13 protein-coding genes and 1 pseudogene are annotated in these 21308 nt (G+C 72.2%); 8 read left to right on the top strand and 6 right to left on the bottom strand.

Going from position 1 to position 21308, the window contains the following annotated elements; translation table 11 throughout:
* Positions 1-157 precede the first annotated feature (157 nt).
* The 4 genes from AC061S_RS32770 to AC061S_RS32785 form a co-directional block, all read right to left on the bottom strand.
* On the bottom strand, positions 158-4090 hold the full coding sequence (locus AC061S_RS32770) for a multifunctional oxoglutarate decarboxylase/oxoglutarate dehydrogenase thiamine pyrophosphate-binding subunit/dihydrolipoyllysine-residue succinyltransferase subunit (protein ID WP_478689518.1): 3933 nt from the start codon (positions 4088-4090) through the stop codon (positions 158-160).
* A 257-nt stretch (positions 4091-4347) separates the two neighbouring features.
* Positions 4348-5442 (bottom strand): HAMP domain-containing sensor histidine kinase, encoded by a 1095-nt coding sequence (locus tag AC061S_RS32775; protein ID WP_478689519.1) that lies wholly within the window; start codon positions 5440-5442, stop codon positions 4348-4350.
* The gene (locus AC061S_RS32780) at positions 5439-6182 is read right to left on the bottom strand and encodes a response regulator transcription factor (protein WP_330298546.1); all 744 of its coding nucleotides are present in this window, start codon (positions 6180-6182) and stop codon (positions 5439-5441) included. Before AC061S_RS32780 ends, AC061S_RS32775 begins: the two co-directional genes overlap by 4 nt.
* A 268-nt stretch (positions 6183-6450) precedes the next feature.
* Positions 6451-8274 (bottom strand): glycoside hydrolase family 3 protein, encoded by a 1824-nt coding sequence (locus AC061S_RS32785; RefSeq protein WP_478689520.1) that lies wholly within the window; start codon positions 8272-8274, stop codon positions 6451-6453.
* 163 nt (positions 8275-8437) lie between these two features.
* On the opposite strand from AC061S_RS32785, the gene AC061S_RS32790 reads away from it, so the two are divergent.
* Together AC061S_RS32790 and AC061S_RS32795 are read left to right on the top strand one after the other, a co-directional pair.
* Positions 8438-9676 carry an RNA-guided endonuclease InsQ/TnpB family protein gene (locus AC061S_RS32790; protein ID WP_478689521.1) on the top strand — a complete coding sequence of 413 codons (1239 nt, stop codon included), beginning with the start codon at positions 8438-8440 and terminating at the stop codon, positions 9674-9676.
* 307 nt (positions 9677-9983) lie between these two features.
* The gene (locus tag AC061S_RS32795; protein ID WP_478689522.1) at positions 9984-10643 is read left to right on the top strand and encodes a TetR/AcrR family transcriptional regulator; all 660 of its coding nucleotides are present in this window, start codon (positions 9984-9986) and stop codon (positions 10641-10643) included.
* A 10-nt stretch (positions 10644-10653) separates the two neighbouring features.
* On the opposite strand, the gene AC061S_RS32800 is transcribed toward AC061S_RS32795, so the two are convergent.
* Positions 10654-11301 carry a hypothetical protein gene (locus AC061S_RS32800; RefSeq protein ID WP_478689523.1) on the bottom strand — a complete coding sequence of 216 codons (648 nt, stop codon included), beginning with the start codon at positions 11299-11301 and terminating at the stop codon, positions 10654-10656.
* A 185-nt stretch (positions 11302-11486) separates the two neighbouring features.
* Between AC061S_RS32800 and AC061S_RS32805 the strand changes: the two genes are divergently transcribed.
* The 4 genes and pseudogenes from AC061S_RS32805 to AC061S_RS32820 all read left to right on the top strand — a co-directional run bounded on the left by AC061S_RS32805 (position 11487) and on the right by AC061S_RS32820 (position 17904).
* Positions 11487-13109 (top strand): hypothetical protein, encoded by a 1623-nt coding sequence (locus tag AC061S_RS32805; protein WP_478689524.1) that lies wholly within the window; start codon positions 11487-11489, stop codon positions 13107-13109.
* Between the two features lie 1150 nt (positions 13110-14259).
* Complete coding sequence (locus AC061S_RS32810; RefSeq protein ID WP_478689525.1) at positions 14260-15132, top strand: sulfurtransferase; 873 nt, start codon at positions 14260-14262, stop codon at positions 15130-15132.
* Between the two features lie 269 nt (positions 15133-15401).
* Positions 15402-17042: pseudogene (locus AC061S_RS32815) on the top strand (IS200/IS605 family accessory protein TnpB-related protein).
* Positions 17043-17178: 136 nt separating this feature from the next.
* Positions 17179-17904, top strand: coding sequence for a DUF4097 family beta strand repeat-containing protein (locus tag AC061S_RS32820; RefSeq protein WP_478689526.1), 726 nt, complete (start codon positions 17179-17181; stop codon positions 17902-17904).
* Positions 17905-17961: 57 nt separating this feature from the next.
* Here AC061S_RS32820 and AC061S_RS32825 read toward each other — a convergent pair whose 3' ends face one another.
* Positions 17962-18171, bottom strand: coding sequence for a hypothetical protein (locus AC061S_RS32825; protein ID WP_478689527.1), 210 nt, complete (start codon positions 18169-18171; stop codon positions 17962-17964).
* 187 nt (positions 18172-18358) lie between these two features.
* On the opposite strand from AC061S_RS32825, the gene lon reads away from it, so the two are divergent.
* Together lon and AC061S_RS32835 are read left to right on the top strand one after the other, a co-directional pair.
* Positions 18359-20755 carry an endopeptidase La gene (gene lon / locus AC061S_RS32830; protein WP_478689528.1) on the top strand — a complete coding sequence of 799 codons (2397 nt, stop codon included), beginning with the start codon at positions 18359-18361 and terminating at the stop codon, positions 20753-20755.
* Positions 20691-21308, top strand: a complete 618-nt coding sequence (locus tag AC061S_RS32835) for a MarR family winged helix-turn-helix transcriptional regulator (RefSeq protein WP_478689529.1) — start codon at positions 20691-20693, stop codon at positions 21306-21308. Before lon ends, AC061S_RS32835 begins: the two co-directional genes overlap by 65 nt.

Here is a 21308-nt window from a genome sequence, read left to right on the forward strand (position 1 = left end):
CGCCGCCGAACTCAACGGCCGCCCACGCAAAACGCTCGACTGGGAAACCCCAGCCGAGCGCCTGCATAAACTCATCGCGGCCTGAACAACACGACCACGTGTTGCGACGACCCCTAGAAACCGCCAATGGGGCCGGGCCTTCCGTGAGCTGTGAGGCCTAGGCTTCGAAGACCTCGTTCAGGAGGAGCTGCTGCTCCGCCTGGTGGCGCTTGGCCGAGCCGACCGCCGGGGACGAGCCGTGCGGGCGGGAGATGCGGCGCAGGCGCTCGCCGGCCGGGATGTCCGCGCCGACCGCCAGGTCGAGGTGGTCGATCAGGTTGAGGGCGATGAAGGGCCACGCGCCCTGGTTCGCCGGCTCCTCCTGGGCCCAGATGTACTTCGCCGCGTTCGGGAACTTGGCGATCTCCGCCTGGAGTTCGGCACCCGGGAGGGGGTAGAGGCGCTCGATGCGGATGATCGCCGTGTCGGTGATACCGCGCTTCTCGCGCTCCGCCTCCAGGTCGTAGTAGACCTTGCCCGCGCAGAAGACGACCTTGCGGATCTCGTTCGGGTCACCGGCTCCGGAGGAGACGCGCGTGTCGCCGATGACCGGACGGAACGCACCGGTCGTGAACTCCTCCGCCTTCGACGCCGCAGCCTTCAGGCGCAGCATCGACTTCGGGGTGAAGACGATGAGCGGCTTGTGGTGCGGGTTGTGGACCTGCCACCGCAGGAGGTGGAAGTAGTTCGACGGGAGCGTCGGCATCGCGACCGTCATGTTGTCCTGCGCGCACATCTGCAGGAAGCGCTCCGGGCGGGCGGAGGAGTGGTCCGGGCCCTGGCCCTCGTAGCCGTGCGGGAGGAGGAGCGTGACGCCGGACGTCTGGCCCCACTTCTGCTCGGCCGAGGAGATGAACTCGTCGACGACGGTCTGCGCGCCGTTGACGAAGTCGCCGAACTGGGCCTCCCAGAGGACCAGCGCGTCCGGGCGGGCCAGCGAGTAGCCGTACTCGAAGCCCATGGCCGCGTACTCGGAGAGCAGCGAGTCGTAGACGTTGTAGCGGGCCTGCTCGTCCGACAGGTAGAGCAGTGGGGTGTAGTCCTCGCCCGTCTCCCGGTCGATGAGGACCGCGTGGCGCTGGCCGAAGGTGCCGCGGCGGGAGTCCTGGCCGGACAGCCGGACCGGGGTGCCCTCCATCAGCAGCGAGCCGAAGGCCAGGGTCTCGCCCATGCCCCAGTCGATGGTGCCGTCGTCGATCATCGCCGCGCGGCGCTGCAGCTGCGGCAGCAGGCGCGGGTGGACGGTGACCGTGTCCGGGATGTTGACCTGGGCCTCGGCGATCCGCTTGACGACCTCCTGGGAGATCGCGGTGTTCACGAAGACCGGGAACTCCTGGGCGACCTGGGCGGGCGCCACCGGGGCGAGCGCGGGCTGCGTGGCGGCCTCGCGGACCTCCGCGAAGACCTTCTCCAGCTGACCCTGGAAGTCCTGGAGCGCCTGCTCGGCCTCTTCCAGCGTGATGTCGCCGCGACCGATGAGGGACTCGGTGTACAGCTTGCGCACCGAGCGCTTCTTGTCGATCAGGTCGTACATCAGCGGCTGGGTGAACGCCGGGTTGTCGGACTCGTTGTGCCCGCGGCGGCGGTAGCAGATGAGGTCGATGACCACGTCCTTGTTGAACGCCTGGCGGAACTCGAAGGCCAGGCGCGCGATGCGGACCACGGCCTCCGGGTCGTCGCCGTTCACGTGGAAGATCGGCGCCTCGATCATGCGGGCCACGTCGGTCGCGTACATCGAGGAACGCGAGGACTCCGGGGCGGCGGTGAAGCCGACCTGGTTGTTGATGACCACGTGCACGGTGCCGCCGGTGCGGTAGCCGCGCAGCTGCGACATGTTCAGCGTCTCGGCGACGACGCCCTGGCCCGCGAAGGCCGCGTCGCCGTGCAGGGCGACGGGCAGGACCGTGAAGTCCGTGCCGCCCTTGTTGATGATGTCCTGCTTGGCGCGGACCACGCCCTCCAGGACCGGGTCCACCGCCTCCAGGTGCGAGGGGTTCGCGACGAGCGAGACCTTGATCTGCTCCCCGTCCAGGCCCGTGAAGGTGCCGTTGGCGCCCAGGTGGTACTTGACGTCGCCGGAGCCGTGCATGGACTTCGGGTCGAGGTTGCCCTCGAACTCGCGGAAGATCTGCGCGTACGACTTGCCGACGATGTTCGCGAGCACGTTCAGGCGGCCGCGGTGGGCCATGCCGATGGCGACCTCTTCGAGGCGGGCCTCGGCGGCCGAGTCGATGACGGCGTCGAGCAGCGGGATGACGGACTCGCCGCCCTCCAGGGAGAAGCGCTTCTGGCCGACGTACTTCGTCTGCAGGAAGGTCTCGAAGGCCTCCGCCGCGTTCAGCCGGCGCAGGATCCGCAGCTGCTCCTCGCGCTCCGGCTTGGAGTGCGGGCGCTCGATGCGGTCCTGGATCCAGCGGCGCTGCTTCGGGTCCTGGATGTGCATGAACTCGACGCCGGTGGTGCGGCAGTACGAGTCGCGCAGCACGCCGAGGATGTCGCGGAGCTTCATCATCGACTTGCCGGAGAAGCCGCCGACCGCGAACTCGCGCTCCAGGTCCCACAGGGTGAGGCCGTGCTCGGTGATGTCGAGGTCGGGGTGCTTGCGCTGCTTGTACTCCAGCGGGTCGGTGTCGGCCATGACGTGGCCGCGGACCCGGTAGGAGTGGATCAGCTCGAAGACGCGGGCGGCCTTCGTGACGTCGTCGTCGTGCGAGGCGTCGATGTCCCGGAGCCAGCGGACCGGCTCGTACGGGATGCGCAGCGCCTCGAAGACGTCGTCGTAGAAGCCGCTCTCGCCGAGCAGCATGTTCGCGACGATGCGCAGGAACTCGCCGGAGGCCGCGCCCTGGATGACCCGGTGGTCGTAGGTCGAGGTCAGGGTCATGACCTTGGAGATGCCCAGCTTGTTCAGGGTGTCCTGAGAGGTGCCCTGGAACTCGGCGGGGTAGTCCATGGAGCCGACGCCCATGATGACCGACTGTCCGGGCATCAGGCGGGGCACGGAGTGGACGGTGCCCAGGCCGCCGGGGTTGGTGAGGGAGACCGTCACCCCGGTGAAGTCGTCCATCGTCAGCTTGCCGATGCGGGCCCGGCGGACGATGTCCTCGTAGGCCTGCCAGAACTCGAAGAAGTTGAGGGTCTCGGCCTTCTTGATGCCGGCGACGACGAGCTGGCGGTCGCCGTTGGGCTTCACCAGGTCGATCGCGAGGCCGAAGTTGATGTGCTCCGGCTTGACCAGGGTCGGCTTGCCGTCCTTCTCCGCGAAGGAGTAGTTCATGGACGGCATGGCCTTGATGGCCTGCACCATCGCGTAGCCGATGAGGTGGGTGAAGGAGATCTTCCCGCCCCGGGCGCGCTTGAGGTGGTTGTTGATGACGATGCGGTTGTCGAACAGCAGCTTCACCGGGACGGCGCGGACGGACGTGGCCGTCGGCACTTCCAGCGAGGCGTTCATGTTCTTGACCACGGCAGCCGCCGGGCCGCGGAGCGTCACCAGTTCGGGGCCGGAAGGGGCCTCGGTGGCGGGCGCGGCCTTCTGGGGGGCTACGGAGGCGGGGGCGGCGGCGGGAGCCGGGGCCTGGGAGGCGGGGGCAGCCGGTGCGGCGGCGGCCGGGGCCTGGGAGGTGACAGTCACAGCAGGGGCACCAGAGGGGGTGGCAGGTACAGGGGCAGGTGCTGGCACGGGCGTCGTGGGCACGGCGGCGGGGGTGGCCGGCGTGGCCGCCCCCGTGACGACGGCGTCGGAAGCCTGCGGAGTCGCGGCGGTGACGGGGGTGGCGGCCTGTGCGGAGGCGCCGTCCGTCGTCGTCGCGGCGGGGGGAGCGGGCCGGTCCGTGGGCTTATCCGCCTTCACCGGAGCGACAGCGCCACCCGGCTTGTAGTCGGCGAAGAAGTCCCACCAGGCCCGATCGACCGAGTTCGGGTCCTGGAGGTACTGCTGATAGATCTCGTCGACGAGCCACTCATTCGCGCCGAAGCCCGGGGCGGGGTTCTTCCCGCCTTCTCCTGCTTCGGTCGTGGTGCTCGAGTTACTGGGGGACTGTGGCGACACGGCGGCAACCGCCCTCTTCCGCTTCACAAGGTATGGACAGCGGGAATAAAGGCTACGCCTCCCGGGCCGTGAGATGCAGACCGGGCGGGACTTACGTCGCGCAGGTCACATCGAACGGCGGGTTTCACCACCTGGAATGGCGGGAAACAAGCGTGGTTCGGGCAGGAGGCACCGCGGTTGCGGCCCCCTGGCTTCGCACCCCTGACGGACCCCGGCGCGTGTGGCCGAGATCATGTCCTTCCCACTCGAACCCTACGTCAACCCGGCGCCTGCGAGCTGCCCGGAAGCGTGACGAGGATCCGGCAGCCCCGTGACGATTCGGCCACTCCGATGTGCCCCCCGTGCAGGCCGACCGCCCACCGGGCGATGGCCAGGCCCAGGCCCGTGCCGCCGTCGCCACCCCTCGCGCTGCCCCGGTTGAACCGCTCGAAGACCCGGTGGCGCTCCGCCTCCGGAATTCCGGGACCTTCGTCCCGGACCTCGAGCACCAGGCCCCCGGGCGCGTCGCCCGCCCGGGCGTGGACCGTGACCCGGCCGTGCGGGGGGCTGTGCTTGACCGCGTTGTCGATCAGGTTCGCCACCACCTGGTGCAGCCGCTCGGCGTCCGCGTACGCCGTCAGCTCCGGCGGGGACACGTCCAGGTGGAGGTGGACGTCGTTGCGGGTGTGCCCGCCCGAGCCGGAGGACAGCCCCGGCCGGCCGGCGGCCGCCAGGCCCGATTCCTTCAGCACCCCCGACAGGTACGGCCACACCTCGAAGCGGCGGGCCCGCAGCGGCACCACCCCGTTGTCGACGCGGGAGAGGTCCAGCAGGGTCTCCACCAGCCGGCCGAGCCGCTCGGTCTGCTTCAGGGCCGTGCGCATGGTCTCCGGGTCGGCGGCGGAGACCCCGTCGACCACGTTCTCCAGTACCGCCCGCAGGGCCGCGATCGGGGTGCGCAGCTCGTGCGAGACGTTGGCGACGAGCTCTTTGCGGTGCCGGTCCACCGCCTCCAGGTCGTCCGCCATCAGATTGATGGTGGCGGCCAGGTCGCCCAGCTCGTCGCGGCGGCCCGCCCCGCGCACCCGGCGCGTGTAGTCCCCGTGGGATATCGCACGGGCCACGGTGGTCATGTCGTCCAGCGGAGCCGTCAGGCTGTGCGCCACGAACTGGGTGATCAGCATCGAGGCGATCACCGAGAACACCGTGATGAAGCGCACCTCGGTGGCCGTGCGCAGGGCCACCATCAGCAGACCCGTGGTGATGAAGACCGACACCACCACGAGCGTGCCCAGCTTGGTCTTGATCGAGAACGGCGAGAAGGGCCGCAGCCCCCCGGGAGGCCGCTGCCCCGGCGGCCGGTGGCCGCTCACGGCTGCGCCGGGGTCTCCAGGGCGTACCCGACGCCGTGGACCGTACGGATCCGCTCGGCGCCGATCTTCCGGCGCAGCGCCTTGATGTGGCTGTCGACCGTACGGGTCCCGGACGCGTCGGCCCAGTCCCACACCTCGGCGAGGAGCTGCTCCCGCGAGAGCACCGCCCGCGGGGTCCCGGCCAGGCACACCAGCAGGTCGAACTCCGTCGGCGTCAGGTGCACGTCCTCGGTGTGCACCCGGACCCGCCGCTGCGCGTGGTCGATCTCCAGATCGCCCAGCCGCAGGGTGGCCCCGCGCGGGGCGTGCGCGGCCAGGGTGGCCCGCTCCACCCGCCGCAGCAGTACGTGGACCCGCGCGGCCAGCTCGCGCATCGAGAAGGGCTTCGTCATGTAGTCGTCGGCGCCGACCCCGAGGCCGACCAGCATGTCGGTCTCGTCGTCCCGGGCGGTGAGCATCAGCACCGGAACGGGTCGCTGCGCCTGGACCCGGCGGCAGACTTCCAGGCCGTCGAAGCCCGGCAGCATGACGTCCAGGACCAGCAGCTCCGGCAGCCAGCTCTCGGCCGCGGCGACGGCCGCCGGCCCGTCCGCGGCCGTCTGGACCTGGAAGCCCTCGGCGCGGAGCCGGGCCGCGATGGCCTCCGCGATGGTGTGGTCGTCCTCGACGACGAGTACCCGGCGCTGGGCGCCGGGGGTGGCCGCGGCGCCGTTGTGGGTGGTGGTGTGCGTCTGTTCCATGTCCCGCCCCTGAAGATCCCGCGTGGTAGGGGTGCAGCGTAGAGGAGCGGCTGAGCTCCGGCTATGACGGGTTCGCTGCGCGGGTTCGTTGCCGGGGCCTCTGCCCCCGGACCTGCGGTTCAAACGCCGGGCGGGCTGGAGGATCCAGCCTCGCCGGCGTTTGAGGCGCGGGGTCCGGGGCGGAGCCCAGGGGCCTTTCGGGGTCCGGGCGCAGCCCGGGGAACGGAGGAAGGGCGGGTAGGGGACTTCGCCCCGCAGGGCTACAGCGCTACAGGGCCAGGCCGTGGCCGTGCGGGAACACCGGGTCGGCGGTGTCGTTCGGGACGTCCGGGCGGGAGGCGGCGACGGCCGCCATCGAGCGCGGGAGCTCGAAGGGGAGGCGCCCCTCGGCGGCGGCCCGGCCGAAGGCCACGTCCAGGAGGGCGGCGTCCGAAGCCCCGTAGTCCGCGATCAGCGCGGCCGCCCGCTCCGCGATCTCGGGGATCACCGCGGCCCGCTCCAGGTTGATGCAGACCAGGGTCGGGACGGTGTCCAGGAGGGACAGGATCTCGGCGAGCTCCGGGTCGGGGAAGGCCAGCGAGCCCGAGTGGAAGAAGGACTCGAAGATGTTCGTGCGCGGCTCGTGCGGGGTGCGCAGCCGCAGCACCGCCAGGTCGGCCTCGGCCGGGTCGGACACGAGTTCCCCGTACGCCGCCGCGACGTCCGCGTCCACGTCCTTGACGTACAGCTTCGGCCGGCCGGAGACCGGCAGGGTCTCCCCGGTGTTGGTGAGCACCGTCAGGGAGCGCCGCTGGGCCGCGGCGCCGGCCGCCGCGAAGTCGGCGCGGCCGACCGTCTCGGCCGCCGCGTCCGGGTCCACGTACGGGTTCTCGAACAGGCCGAGGACGAACTTCTCGCGCAGCAGCCGGCGTACGGAGACGTCGATCCGGGCTTCGGGGACCCGGCCCGAGCGGACCAGCTCCACGACGACCTCGGGGCACTGCTCGCCGCCGAACTGGTCCGCGCCCGCCTCCAGCGAGCGCGCCGTGCGCTCGGCGGTGGTCAGGTGCTCCAGGCCCCAGGCGCGGGCCGGGTGCTCCTCGCCGAAGATCACCGAGTCCGTGAGCAGCCCCCAGTCGGTGCAGACGATGCCCTGGAAGCCGAGCTCCTCGCGCAGCAGGCCGGTGACGACGCCCTTGTTGAAGCCGAAGGCGACCTCTTCCCAGTCGGTGCCGATGGGCTGGCCGTAGTACGGCATCATCTGCGAGCAGCCGGCCGCGATGGCCGCCTTGAACGGCTCCAGGTGGTGCTCGCGCATCCCGCCCGGGTAGATCTGCTCCTTGCCGTGCGCGAAGTGCGGGTCCTCGCCGTCCTTCTGCGGGCCGCCGCCGGGGAAGTGCTTGACCATCGCGGAGACCGAGGCCGCGCCGAGCGTCTCGCCCTGCAGGCCCCGTACGTAGGCCTGGACGAGCTCGCCCGTCAGCTTCGCGTCCGAGCCGAAGGTGCCCGACTGGCGGGCCCAGCGGGGCTCCGTGGCCAGGTCGATCTGCGGGTGCAGGGCGACGCGGAAGCCGACGGAGAGGTACTCGCGCCGCATGATGTCGGCGAACTCGAAGACCAGCTCCGGGTCGCCGATCGCGGCGAGGCCGAGGGCCTCGGGCCAGGCGGAGAAGGCGCCGGCGTTGAAGGAGGCGCCGACGTTGTCGGTGAAGGAGTGCCGGGGGTCGGTGGACAGGGTCACCGGGATGCCGAGGCGGGTGCCGGCGGCCATCTCCTGGACGGCGTTCTGCCATATCGCCATCTCGCGGGCGCCGTAGCTGCCGAGGAGGTTGAAGTGGGTGAGGGAGCGGCCCTCGATCAGCTCGGGGGTGGTGAACGGGAGGATCGAGCCGTCGGTCTCGGTGACCGGGGTGCCGTCCGGGTTCATCATCAGCATCGAGTGGAAGAGCTGGCCGGCCTTCTCTTCCAGGGTCATGCGGGAGAGCAGGTCCTCGACGCGCTGGTCCACGGGGAGGGAGGCGTCCCGGTAGGGGAGTGGGGCGGCGGGGGTCGCGGGGGTCGCGGGGGTCGCGGGGGTCGAGGGGGTGGCCGGGGTGGCCGGGGTGGCGTTCATGGCAGGGCTCCTGGGAGGGGTGGTTGCGCGGGAGGTCGCGTAGAAGCGGGTGTGGGATCCCTGGATTGCCGGGCCGTCGGCAGGAGTCGAGGCTCGGCGATCACTCATTCGAGGGAGGCGTTGGGGTTTCGGGGAACGATGCGGGCCGTGGCTCTACGTTGGCGTGGTGACGACATCTGGAGCAGCGACAGCGGAGGGGGCCGGGTGTGCCCGGTTCACCTTTCGGCTCCGTGCGTCGTCGACGGTTCTTGCCTTGCTGGTGGCGGAGTGGGACCGGTGCAGGTGGGTCTGGAACGAGTGTGTGAACAAGTCGAAGCAGGTCCACGCCGTGAACCGGGCACGCCTGGAGGGCGCGGAAAAGCGGACCTGTGGTCCGGCGCAGCTCGACCGGATGCTGACCGAGGCCCGTGCCCAGACGCCGTGGCTGCAGGAGGGGTCGAGTGTTCCGCAGCAGCAGTTGATTCGGGATTTCGGGAAGTCCCGGGCGAAGGCGCAGAAGGACATCAAGGACCGGCTGCCGATGCGGCAGCGGGCCGGAATGCCCCGCTGGAAGAAGAAGCGCGATACGGATCCGAGCCTCAACTACACGAAGCGCGGCTTCCGGTTGAAGGAGGGACGCCTGCATCTGGCGGGCGGGATCGTCCTCACGGTGGTGTGGTCGCGAGATCTCCCCGCCCTTCCGTCGTCGGTCCGGGTCTACCGGGACGGTCTCGGCCATTGGTACTGCTCGTTCGTCGTTCCCAAGCAGGCTGAACCTCTGCCCGCTACTGGTGCGGTGATCGGCATCGACTGGGGCGTGGCCGAGACCGCGACCACCACCAGCGACGCCCATGACCTCCCGCACCCGGAGCACGGCCAGAAGGCTGCTGTGAGGCTGGCCCGATACCAGCGAATGATGGCCCGCCGCCGTGCCCCGAAGGGCAAGAAGCAGTCCAAGGGCTATCAACAGGCCCGGCGACAAGCCGCGAAGCTGCACAAGAAGGTCGCCCGGCAGCGGCAGGACACCGGCCGCAAGTGGGCCAAGCGCGTGGTCCGCGACCACGACGCCCTGGCCGTCGAGGATTTCCGCCCCAGGTTCCTCGCCAAATCCAGCATGGCGAGGAAGTCCGCTGACGCCGCCATCGGCGCCACCAAGACAGCCTTGATTGAGATGGGCCGCAAGCACGGCCGGACCGTGCACCTGGTACACCCCGCGTACACCACGATGGACTGCGCGCACTGCGAAGCGAGAGCCAAGCACGCACTGCCGCTGGGGGTACGCACCTACACCTGCACCACATGCGGAACCCAGTCCCCACGGGACAAGAACTCCGCACGCGTGATGCTCATCCGGGCAGGTCTGAACCCGGTCGGCGCCGAGAGCGGAAGACCCGACGAACCGCCGGTTCGTCAGGCAGCTTGAGCCGAAAATCCCCACACATGCCTGAAGGAGAGACCCCTCCCCTTCAGGCCGGGGAGCATTCAATTCACCGAGCGGATCAGCTGGACGAGGGCGGCGCCGACGGCCGCCGCGATGCCGCCGACGAGGAAGTGCGCTTCCGGGGTCCTGCGTGAGCGGCATGGGGGCTCCAACGTCTCCGCGTCGGCCTCGTCGCCGACCGGGCGGTTTCACCGTAGGCGCGAAAACCACGTACCCACTAGGTTTTCGCGTGGTGAGCTGGATCACTCCATCGGGATGGCCGGAAACGGTCGGGTTTAGGGTGGTCCGCATGGCACAGGACAAGGGCCGAACGGCCCCCAAGGCGGCGGCCGCCCGGGGCGGCTACGCGGTGGGCGACGCCCGTCGCCAGAAGATCCTCGACACCGCCGTCGAGCACTTCGCGCAGTGGGGCTTCCACGCCTCCTCGCTCGCCCGGATCGCCAACGACTGCGGGATCACCCAGGGCGGCCTGCTGCACCACTTCCGCGGCAAGGAGGACCTGCTGCTGTCCGTCCTGGCGCAGAGCGAGCAGCACGACGTGGAGCGGCTCTTCACCGGGCCCGCCGAGGAGGTCCCCCCGGTTGCCGAGCACTTCGGCGCGGTGGTCGCCCTCGCGGAGGAGAACACCCGCCGGCCCGGGCTCGTACGGATGTACAACACCCTGGTCGGCGAGTCGGGGAACCCCGGCCACCCCGCGCACGCGTACTTCCGGCAGCGCTACGACCGGGTCCTCGGCTACAGCGTCGGCCTGCTCCGGGCGGGCGTGGCGCGCGGGGAGGTGTGGCCGGACACGGACTGCGAGGCCGTCGGCCGCGAGACCATCGCGGTGATGGACGGGTTCCAGATCCAGTGGGTGCTGGACCCGGAGGGCGTGGACATGGCGGTCCTGCTGCGCGGATACCTGGACCGGCGGCTGCGGGAGATCACGGTGGCGGGGACGGGGCTGTGACGGGGCGGCTTCAGCGCGGCTCGAAGGGCGGCAGGGCGCTCAGGACCCCCTGCAGGGGGCGCGGCAGCGTGGTCTGGGCGGCGGCGACCTCGTAGCCGCCGTGCCGGAAGGCGTAGGTGAACGCGTCGGCGGCCGGCTGCTCGGGCATCGAGATGCGCGGCAGGCGGGGGAAGTCCGCCTCCCGGAGCGCGGTGCGCAGTTTGGTGAGGGCGGCCGCCGAGAGCCGGTCGCGGTCGACCGTCTCGGCCTTCGCGTTGAGCCGGAGGAACGATCCGTCACCCTTGATGATCAAGGTGCTGGTCTTTCCGGTGATGCCGCCGCTGCGGGTGACCGCGACGAGCGTCTCACCGGCGGCCGGCGTCGAGGCGCTGGGTGCGGGCGCGGGAGCGGAGGTGCTCGGCGCGGGCCGCGGGGCGGGAGCGGTCGTGCCGGTGCCCGGGTCCCGGCTCTGGCCGGCGCTCTGACCGGGGGACGGCGTCCCCGGGCCGTCCGTCGCCGTCCCGGACGGGGAGCTCGTGGCGGGGCCGGTGCCGGTGCTCGTCCCGGTGCCCGTGCTCGCGTTCGGTGTCGGTGAGGCTCCGTCCTTCGACCCGTCGGAGGAGCACCCGCCCAAGGCCGCCACCACGGCCAGCGCCAGCGCCGCCGTCGCCAAGCCCACTCGCCCATCACGTGCTCGCACGCCCCACCCCCGCAGGTATCCGGCTCGAACCCCGAGTATGGAGTCAGCACCACCCGCACGGATAGCACTCGGAGGCCGACATCCGCCGCTTCGCCCTTTGGCGCTGGCTGCCGCCGCTCACCGCCGTCGCACTCGGCCTCTGGGGCCTCTCGCGGGGCGGCTCCATGTGGCGCGACGAGTCCGTCACGTGGCAGGTCGCGCACCGGCCGCTCGGAGAGCTCTGGGAACTGCTCGGCCAGGTCGACGCCGTACACGGCCTCTACTACGCGCTGATGCACGCGGTCTTCGCGCTGACGGGCGACACCGGCGCCCCCGCCTCCGGCCTCTGGGCCCTGCGCCTCCCGTCGGTGGCCGCCACCGCCCTCGCCGCGTCCGGCGTGGCCGCGGTAGCCCACCACCTGGCGGGGACGCGGCGCGGCGGGGGCGGGGGGTCCGGCGGCCGCGACCGGGCTGACCGGTCCGATCGGCCCGGTAGGCCCCCCGGGTCCGACGAGTCTGACGGGCCCGATCGGCCCAGGGACCCCGACGGGTCTGGTGACCCCGACCGGTCCGGCGGGCCGGTCGACCCCGACCGGTCCGATGGGTTTGACGGGTCCGACGTGCCAGACCGTCCCGACCGGTTCAGGGACCCCGACGGGTTCGGGGGGTCCGGCGGGTCTGACTGGCCCGACCGGCCCGACTGGCCCGACTGGCCCGACTGGCCCGACCGGCCCGAACGGTCCGATCGGGCCGACCGGCCCGACCGGGCAGGTCGGGGCGCGTTGTTGGCCGGGGTCGGGTATGCCGTGCTGCCGCCCGTGCAGATGTACGCGCAGGAGGGGCGCTCGTACGCGCTCGTCGCCGCGGCCGTCGTCTGGGCCACGTACCTGATGCTGCGCCGGCGCTGGGCCGCCTACGCCGTGGTGCTGGTGCTCGGGTGCTGGCTGCACGAGTTCGCCGTACTGGCGCTGCCGGCGCACGCGTTCGCAGCTTGGCGCTCGCGCGGCTGGCGGGTCGCGGCCGGAGCCGTGGTGGCCGCGCTGCTGCCGCTCGCGCTGGTCAGCGCGCGGCAGGCGCAACAGCAGTTGGGCTGGCTCGGGCGGCCGAGCTGGCAGGACTGGGCGGCGTACGGGGTCCTCGCGGCCGCCTCGCTGCTCCTGGCCCGGGGAGCCGCGCGGGAACTCGTACGGTGCGCCCTTCCGCTGGCGCTGCTGCCCCCCGGGCTGCTGCTCGCGGTCTCGCTGGTGCACCCCTGGTACGTGGACCGGTACGTCCTCTACGCGCTCGCCGGCTTCGCCCTCCTCGCGGGAGCGCGGCTCGCCGCGGCGCGGGGCTGGTGGGTGTGGCCCCTGGTCGGGGTCCTGCTCGTCCCCGTCGGGTTCTGGTCCGCGTGGCTGCGCACCCCCGAGAGCCGCAAGGACGACGCGCGGGCCGTGGCGGCGGCCGTCGGCGAACTCGCGCGCCCGGGCGACGCGGTGCTCTTCCTCCCCTCGCGGCGGCGCGAATGGCTGCTGTCCTCGCCGGAGGCCTACGGAGCCCTGCGCGACCTCGCCCTGTCCCGCACCCCGGCGGCTTCGCGGAGCCTCCATGGCGTGGAGCGGACTCCGGAGGAGATCCAGGCGGCCCTGCTGGACCCGGCCGTCGACCGGGTGGTCGCCCTGCTGGACCCGGTGGGGCAGCCGCTGGACGGCTACCCGGCCGAGGCGGTGAAACGCCAGACGCTGGTCTCCTCCTTCGACCTGTGCTCCGTGACGGACGTGCGCGGCGCCCGAGTAGCCCTCTTCGCCCGGCCGGGCGACTGCCCGTAGCTCCCGGCGGGGCCGCGGGTCCCGTCCCGGGGCCGCGGTTCCTCCCCTGGTCCACCTATCCGGTCCGGGCCCGCCGGCCCCCTCCCAGGTCCACTCCGCCTGCTTCCGAGCTCGCAGGGCCTGCTTCCGGCCCGCCGGTTCCCTCCGGGCCCGCCGGTTCCCTCCGGGCCCGCCGGTTCCCTCCGGGCCCGCCGGTTCCCTCCGGGCCCGCTGGTCCGGTCGAGGGCCTGCTGGTCCCTCCCAAGTCCATCTGTCTGTTTCCGGGGTTGTCGGCCCCTTCCGGGTCGCTGGTCGCCCCAAGGCCACGCGTCCCCTCCCGGGCGGCCGGTCCCCTCCCCGCTGGCCGGTCCGAATCCAGGCCGGCCGGTCCCTTTGCGGGCCCGCCGGTTCTCCAGAACTGGCTGGTCCCTCTCAGGTCCACCCGTCTGTTTCCGGGCGGGTTGGTCCCGTACGGGGATCGCTGGTCCTCCCAAGTTCACCCCCGTCCGCTCCCGTGGCTGCCGGGCCGCTCCTGGCCAGCCGGTCCGGTCCCGGGCTGGCCGGTCCCCCCGGCCGGGCCTTCTCAGGTCCACCCGTCTGTTTCCGGGCGGGTTGGTCCCGTACGGGGATTGCTGGTCGTCCTCCCGAGTCCACCCCCGTCCGCTCCCGTGGCCGCCGGTCCGCTCCCGTCCAGCCGGTCCCGTCCAGCCGGTCCCGTCCATGGTCAGCCGGTCCCGTCCGGGCTGGCCGGTTCCTCCCGGCTGGTTCCTCTCAAGTCCGCCCGTCTGTCTCCGGGCGCGTCCCGGGGTCGCCGGTCCGACCAGATCGGTCCGTCCGCTCCGGGGCGCTGGTCGCCCTCCCGGGATCACCGGCCCGTCCCCGGTCCACCCGTCCGCCCGGGGTCGCCGGGTCCCGGGGCAACTCGTTCCGCGACAGGGCCGCCCGTCTGCTCTTCGGGGCACCTGCGCCGCCCCGCCCCGAGGGCCTGCGGCCTCCGCGGCTGCGTACGCGCCGTCTGCGTCGACCGATCGGGCTCGCCTCCGGGGCCGCCTGCCGTGGGCAACGCGCGCCGACGGACGGTGCGTTCGCAGGAAGGGGGAACGTAGGAGAGAGGATGGGTGGCGGGCCGCCGACCTCACCGGGGCCCGCCGACTTCTGCCGGAGGTGCACCATGGACGCAACCCGCCCCCGCCCCGACTCCCTCGTGCCGCCCGGTCCGCCCGGTCCGCTCGTCGATGGCGACTGGCTCGCGGAGCGACTCGGCATACCCGGACTCGTCGTCTTCGACGCCTCCGTCGGGACACACCGCGACACGGGCCGGCGGATTCCCGGGGCCCGCCCCTTCGACCTCGACGGCGCGCTGTCCGACCACACCGCCGCCGCCCCGCACACCATGCCCGGCCCCGCCGCCTTCGCCGAGGCGATGCGCGCCCTCGGCGTCGACGACGGCAGCACGGTCGTCGCGTACGACGGCGCCGGGATCTACTCCAGCGCCCGCGCCTGGTGGATGCTGCGCGCCATGGGCTTCGACCGGGTGGCCGTCCTCGACGGCGGGCTGCCGGCGTGGCTCGCCGCCGGGCGGCCGGTGGAGCAGCGCCGGCCGGGATACGGGGGCCCCCGCGGCTCCTTCACGGCCCGGCCCCGCACCGGGCTGCTGGTGGACGCGGCCACCGTCTCGGCGGCCCTGGCCGATCCGGCCGCCGCGGTGCTCGACGCCCGGACCCGCGAACGCTTCGCCGGTACCGCCCCCGAACCCCGCCCGGGCCTGCGCGGGGGCCACATGCCGGGCGCGGTCAGCCTCCCCTTCGGCGAACTGCAGCGCCCCGACGGCCTGATGCGCCCCGCCGCGGAGCTCCGCGCGGCCTTCGGGGCGGCGGCGGGAGCGCGGGAGCGGCTGTACTTCAGCTGCGGATCCGGGGTGACCGCCTGCGTGCTCGCCCTCGGCGCGGACCTCGCCGGGTACGAGGACCTCGCGGTGTACGACGGCTCCTGGAGCGAGTGGGGCACCCCGTCCCCGGACCGGCCGGTCGTACAGGGGCGTTAGAGCGGCCCTTCCGGATCCCGCCGGCCCGGCCCGGGGGTAGGAAACTGCTGGTTCTTTGGTCCACTCTTGCGAGTGATGGTCCATTTGGGTGAGTGTCGTTACGGTCGTCTGTATGGATTTCATGGAGTCGGCGAGGGCACGGGGTGTACCTCCCCATGCGTATCGCTGGTTCGGTGAGGGCAGTTGGCTGACAGTGTTCTGTGCCGGCTTGTACGGACAGCGCTCCGCGAAGATGCGGGCGCGCAGGGCTCTGTCCGCGGGGGTCGGCGATGGCTGATCCGGTCAAGGAGTTGCGTGCCATCGCTCCTTCGTTCGTGGCGCTCGGTCCGAACGGTGTAGCGATACGAGGCCGCCTGAAGCATCTGATTGCCCAGGACGAGGAAGTCCTGCGGCTGGTTGGCGCGCATCAGGGTGCCCTGGCTTCCCGTGACCTCGAGCAGCGGTGCGCGGACGGTCCCGACCACTCCACTGAGACGTGGGCGGCCCGCAAGCGGGGCTGACGAAGGAATCCTCGTCGCGGATCGCCGGGGCGATCACCAAGGCCAGCCACGATCAGTGGGCGCTCGCCCGCCGCTGCCAGGCCGCACACATCCAGAACCTGGACGCCGGCATCCACGCACTGCGGCACCGTCTCGCCCTGCCTGTTGGGGAGAAGGGAACCAAGCGTGCTGCGGGCGGCTACCGCTCTAGGAGCGAGTGGTTTCGCAAGTCCCGCCGCCTCGTGACGCTGGAAGAGCGGCATGAGGCTGTTGTGGCCGACTGGCGGGCGGGCCGGGTCCGGGTGGTCCGGGGCGGGAAGCGGCTGGCGAATACCCGGCACCATCTGGCCGAAGCCCAGCTCACCGAGGAGCAGTGGCGGGCCCGCTGGGAAGCCAAACGCTGGTTTCTCGCGGCTGATGGAGAGTCCGGTAAGCGGTTCGGGAACGAGACGATCCGCGTCACCCCCGACGGCGAGGTGTCGGTCAAGCTGCCCGCCCCGCTCGCGCATCTGGCCAACGCCAAGCACGGCCGGTACGTCCTGGCATGCCGGATCGCGTTCGCGCACCGGGGCGCAGAATGGGCCGACCGCATCGAAGCGAATCGGGCCGTGGCCTACCGCATCCACCTGGACGTCACACGCGGTCGCTGGTACCTGACCGCATCCTGGCAGCGCCCCGTCATCCATACGCTCCCCCTCGCCACCGCCTGCGTGAACGGCATGGTCGGTGTCGATACGAATGCCGACCACTTCGCCGCCTACCGGCTCGACCCGCACGGCAACCCCGTCGGCGATCCGCACCGCTTCCCCTACGACCTGTCCGGCACCGCCGATCACCGCGATGCGCAGATACGCCATGCCATCACCCGGCTGCTGCACTGGGCGAAAAAGCGTCGGCGTCAAGGCCATCGCGATCGAAGACCTCGACTTCGCCACCGAGAAGACACGGGAGAAGCACGGCCGCAGGAAACGGTTCCGGCAGGTTGTTTCCGGCATCCCGACCGGCAAGCTCAAAGCCCGACTCGCCTCGATGGCCGCCGAACACGGCCTCGCCATCGTCGCAGTCGATCCCGCCCACACCTCCAAGCGGGGAGGCCAGCACTGGCAAAAGCCGCTGGTCACCCCCCGTCGAAAGATGTCCCGTCATGATGCCGCTGGTATCGCGATCGGGCGACGCGCCCTCGGACACCCGATCCGGCGTCGGACGGCACCGCCCCCACACGACCGGAGTGATCGTGTGGGGCATCGGACCGTCCAGGCCGGACCAGGCACCCGCAGGCGTGAGGGAAACCGCCCACCCACAACGGACCGGCTCCATGGAGAGCCGACGCCGAGCGGGACGAGAACGCGGAGACCCAGCGCATCCAAAACCGTTCGGGATGCGCCCAGTAAGCATGAATGGGTCCAAGACTCACTCCTGCACACTGGCTAGGAACGGTTAACCCCACCCCGGATCCGGGCACGTGCCCCATGCCCCCGCGGCCCCCGCACGGGCACGATCGGCAGCATGACAACGAAGGCGCGCTCGCGCGGCACCAAGGCCACCCGTCACCGCCGCGTACACCGCCGTGGCCCTCGCCTCGGGGCTGCTGCTCACCGGTTGCTCCTTCGGCTCGCTCGTCTCCCGGGGCGGACCGGAGATGACGGCGAGCGCGGACGCCGCGGTGGCCGAGGCCGTCACCGTGGTCGACGTCGCGGACACCGGCAGCGGGTCCATCGAGGTGGCCGCCGGGTCCGGGCCGGGCGTGACCGTCCGCCGCACCGTCCGCTATCACGGCGCCACCGCGCCCGAGCCCGCCCAGCGGCTCTCCGACGGCGTCCTGACCCTCACCAACGGCGACTGCTCCGGCCGCTGTTCCATCGACTACCGGCTGGAGGTACCGGCCTCCGCCACCGTCAGGGCGGGCAGCAGCAGCGGCCGCGTCACGGTGTCGGGGGTGGCCGCCGCCGACGTCACAACCTCCTCCGGTTCGGTCCGGGCGGACCGGATCGCCGGCCCGCTGAAGATCCGTACCTCCTCGGGGTCGATCGCCGCCGACGGGCTGGCCGGCCCGGGCACGGACGCCCGCTCGTCCTCCGGCGACGTCCGCCTGGCCTTCGTGAAGGCACCGGGCTCGGTCGCGGTGGAAACCGGCTCGGGCGACGCCGAAGTGAAGGTTCCCGCGGCCCCGTACGCCCTCGACGTCTCCACCACCTCCGGCGAGCGCGAGATCACCGTCCCCGCGAACCCGTCCGCGACCGCCCGCGTCGCCGTACGGACCTCGTCGGGAGACATCGTCATCTCGGCAGCCTGAGCCGCACCCCCGGCGAAGTCCCGTCCGCCGATACCCCGTCCGCCGGTGCCCGCCGGCCTACGGGGCTTCGACGACCTGCCAGTCCTCGATCGGCTTCGTCCGGAACAGCCCCCGGTACACCCGACGGGTCAGCACGGCGGCGCCCGGCCCGTACTCCGCGAGTTCCCCGAAGGCCTCGGCGGCGGACTCGTAGACGAACTTCTTGCCCTTCGCGTTCTGGATGACCCATTCCCTGGCCCCGGAGACACCCACACCCTCTACGTACATGCGGGGAGCGTAGCCCTGCCCCGAACTCGCCTTCATCCGTGGTGAGCTGGGTATTTCCGGCGATGTCAGGGCCTGGCGCGGGATGCTCCCACCCGTGTTCGCCGCCGGCGAACGGGTGTCGGGGAACATTGAGGCGCGCACATGCATTGAGTCGGCATAGCTCAACTTCACTGCCGGAGGGAACATCATGGCTTCGACGTCCGTAACGCTCACCCTGCCCGTGCTGCCGCTCGACGACGAGGTCGTGCTGCCCGGGATGGTCGTACCGCTGGACCTGTCCGACGCCGAGGTGCGGGGTGCCGTCGAGGCCGCGCAGGCCGCCGCCGCGGGTGGCAAGCCGAAGGTGCTCCTCGTGCCCCGGGTCGACGGGAAGTACGCCGCCACCGGGGTCCTCGGGACCGTCGAGCAGGTGGGGCGGCTGTCCGACGGTGACCCCGGGGCGCTGATCCGGGGGCGCGGCCGGGTCCGGATCGGGGCCGGGACGACCGGGCCCGGGGCCGCGCTCTGGGTCGAGGGTGAGTCCGTGGACGAGGCGGTGCCCGATCCGCTGCCCGGGGCCGTCGCCGAGCTCGTCAAGGAGTACAAGGCGCTCGCCACGAGCTGGCTCAAGAAGCGCGGGGCCTGGCAGGTCGTGGACCGGGTGCAGCAGATCGAGGGGGTCGGGGCCCTCGCGGACAACTCCGGGTACTCCCCGTTCCTGAGCGTCGAGCAGAAGGTGGAGCTGCTGGAGACGGCCGACCCCGTGGCCCGGCTGCGGCTCGCGATCAAGGCCCTCAGCGACCACCTCGCCGAGCAGGACGTCGCCGAGTCCATCGCCAAGGACGTCCAGGACGGTGTCGACAAGCAGCAGCGGGAGTTCCTGCTGAAGCGCCAGTTGGACGCCGTGCGCAAGGAACTGCGCGAGCTCAGCGGGGAGAAGGACGGGGAGGAGTCCGACGACTACCGGGCCCGGGTCGAGGCCGCCGACCTGCCCGAGAAGGTACGGGAGGCCGCCCTCAAGGAGGTCGACAAGCTGGAGCGCTCCAGCGACCAGTCCCCCGAGGGGTCCTGGATCCGCACCTGGCTGGACACCGTGCTCGAACTGCCCTGGAACGAGCGGACCGAGGACGAGTACGACATCCGGGGAGCCCGCGCCGTGCTGGACGCGGAGCACGCCGGGCTGAGCGACGTGAAGGACCGGATCACCGAGTACCTGGCGGTGCGCAAGCGCCGCTCCGAGCGCGGGATGGGCGTCGTCGGCGGGCGCAGGGGCGGGGCCGTGCTGGCGCTCGTGGGCCCTCCGGGCGTCGGAAAGACCTCCCTCGGGGAGTCCGTGGCCCACGCCATGGGGCGCAAGTTCGTCCGCGTGGCCCTCGGCGGAGTCCGCGACGAGGCCGAGATCCGCGGGCACCGGCGTACGTACGTGGGCGCGCTGCCCGGCCGGATCGTACGGGCGATCAAGGAAGCCGGGTCCATGAACCCGGTCGTGCTGCTCGACGAGATCGACAAGGTCGGCTCCGACTTCCGGGGAGACCCGGCGGCGGCGCTGCTCGAAGTCCTCGACCCGGCCCAGAACCACACCTTCCGGGACCACTACCTGGAGGTGGAACTGGACCTGAGCGACGTGGTGTTCCTCGCCACCGCGAACGTGCTGGAGGCCATCCCCGAGGCCCTCGCGGACCGTATGGAACTGGTCCGCCTCGACGGCTACACCGAGGACGAGAAGGTGGTCATCGCCCGCGACCACCTGCTGCCCCGGCAGCTGGAGCGGGCCGGCCTGGCCGCGGAGGAGGTGGTCCTGGAGGAGGACGCGCTGCGCAAGCTGGCGGGGGAGTACACCCGGGAGGCGGGCGTGCGCACCCTGGAGCGCTCCCTCGCCCGGCTGCTGCGCAAGGTGGCCTCCCAGCACGAGCTGGGGGAGCGGGAGCTGCCGCTGCGGATCGGCGCCGGGGACCTGCGGGAGCTCATCGGGCGGCCGCACCACGTACCGGAGTCGGCGCAGGACCCGGCCGAGCGGCGCACCGCCGTACCGGGCGTGGCCACCGGCCTCGCCGTGACCGGGGCGGGCGGTGACGTGCTGTTCGTCGAGGCCTCGCTGGCCGATCCCGAGACGGGCGCGGCCGGGCTCACGCTGACGGGCCAGCTCGGAGACGTGATGAAGGAGTCGGCGCAGATCGCGCTCAGCTTCCTGCGCTCGCACGGCGCCGAGCTGGAACTCCCGGTCGCCGACCTGAAGGACCGGGGCGTGCACATCCACTTCCCGGCGGGCGCGGTGCCCAAGGACGGTCCGAGCGCGGGCATCACGATGACGACGGCGCTGGCCTCGCTGCTGTCGGGACGGCAGGTCCGCACGGACGTGGCCATGACCGGCGAGGTCTCGCTGACCGGGCGGGTCCTGCCGATCGGCGGGGTCAAGCAGAAGCTGCTGGCCGCGCACCGGGCCGGACTGACCACCGTCATCATTCCGAAGCGGAACGAGGCCGACCTGGACGACGTCCCGGCCGAGGTGCTGGCAGGGCTGTCGGTGCACCCGGTGACGGATGTACGCCAGGTCCTGGAGCTGGCCCTGGCCGCGGCCGCGGTCCCGGTGGCCGCCGCGGCCTGATCCCCGAGGCAGGCACCGGGGGCCCGGGTCCCCCCGCTCCGGCGGGGCCCCGGGTCCCCGGCGTGCCCGCTGCGAAATACTGGTGGGCCACACACCAGCGAAGGAGCGGGCCGTGCACGGGACCGAAGACCAGGAGTTCCTTGCCCTGGAGCGGGAGCTGTCCGTCTTCCTCCGACGGGCCCGCGCCTCCTCCGGGGAGATGGCGCGCGAGCTGCACCCGGAGCTGGAACCGGCCGCGTACGGGCTCCTCGTACGGCTGGAAGCCGCCGGCCGGCAGCGGGCGACGGAGCTCGCCGCGTACTTCGGGGTCGGCAAGGCCACGATGAGCCGGCAGCTCCGGGCCCTGGAGGTGCTGGGCCTGCTGGCCCGCGAGCCGGACCCGGCGGACGGGCGGGCCTTCCTGGTCGGGCTCACGGAGGAGGGCCGGGAGCGCTTCCTGCGTGTCCGGGGCGCCCGGCGCGAGCAGTACATGCGCAAGCTCGCGGACTGGGACCGCGGGGAAGTGGCGGAACTGGCGCGGCTCCTGAACCAGTTGAACGCGGGCGGGGAGTAG

This window comes from Streptomyces sp. CA189, assembly GCF_056428985.1.

Excerpts from the sequence above, each read along its gene's own strand:
- lon (WP_478689528.1), top strand. The coding sequence starts at position 18,359 with ATGGCTTCGACGTCCGTAACGCTCACCCTGCCCGTGCTGCCGCTCGAC.
- AC061S_RS32825 (WP_478689527.1), bottom strand. The coding sequence starts at position 18,171 with ATGTACGTAGAGGGTGTGGGTGTCTCCGGGGCCAGGGAATGGGTCATC.
- AC061S_RS32785 (WP_478689520.1), bottom strand. The coding sequence starts at position 8,274 with ATGAACGCCACCCCGGCCACCCCGGCCACCCCCTCGACCCCCGCGACC.
- AC061S_RS32835 (WP_478689529.1), top strand. The coding sequence starts at position 20,691 with ATGTACGCCAGGTCCTGGAGCTGGCCCTGGCCGCGGCCGCGGTCCCGG.
- AC061S_RS32805 (WP_478689524.1), top strand. The coding sequence starts at position 11,487 with ATGTGGCGCGACGAGTCCGTCACGTGGCAGGTCGCGCACCGGCCGCTC.
- AC061S_RS32795 (WP_478689522.1), top strand. The coding sequence starts at position 9,984 with ATGGCACAGGACAAGGGCCGAACGGCCCCCAAGGCGGCGGCCGCCCGG.
- AC061S_RS32780 (WP_330298546.1), bottom strand. The coding sequence starts at position 6,182 with ATGGAACAGACGCACACCACCACCCACAACGGCGCCGCGGCCACCCCC.
- AC061S_RS32810 (WP_478689525.1), top strand. The coding sequence starts at position 14,260 with ATGGACGCAACCCGCCCCCGCCCCGACTCCCTCGTGCCGCCCGGTCCG.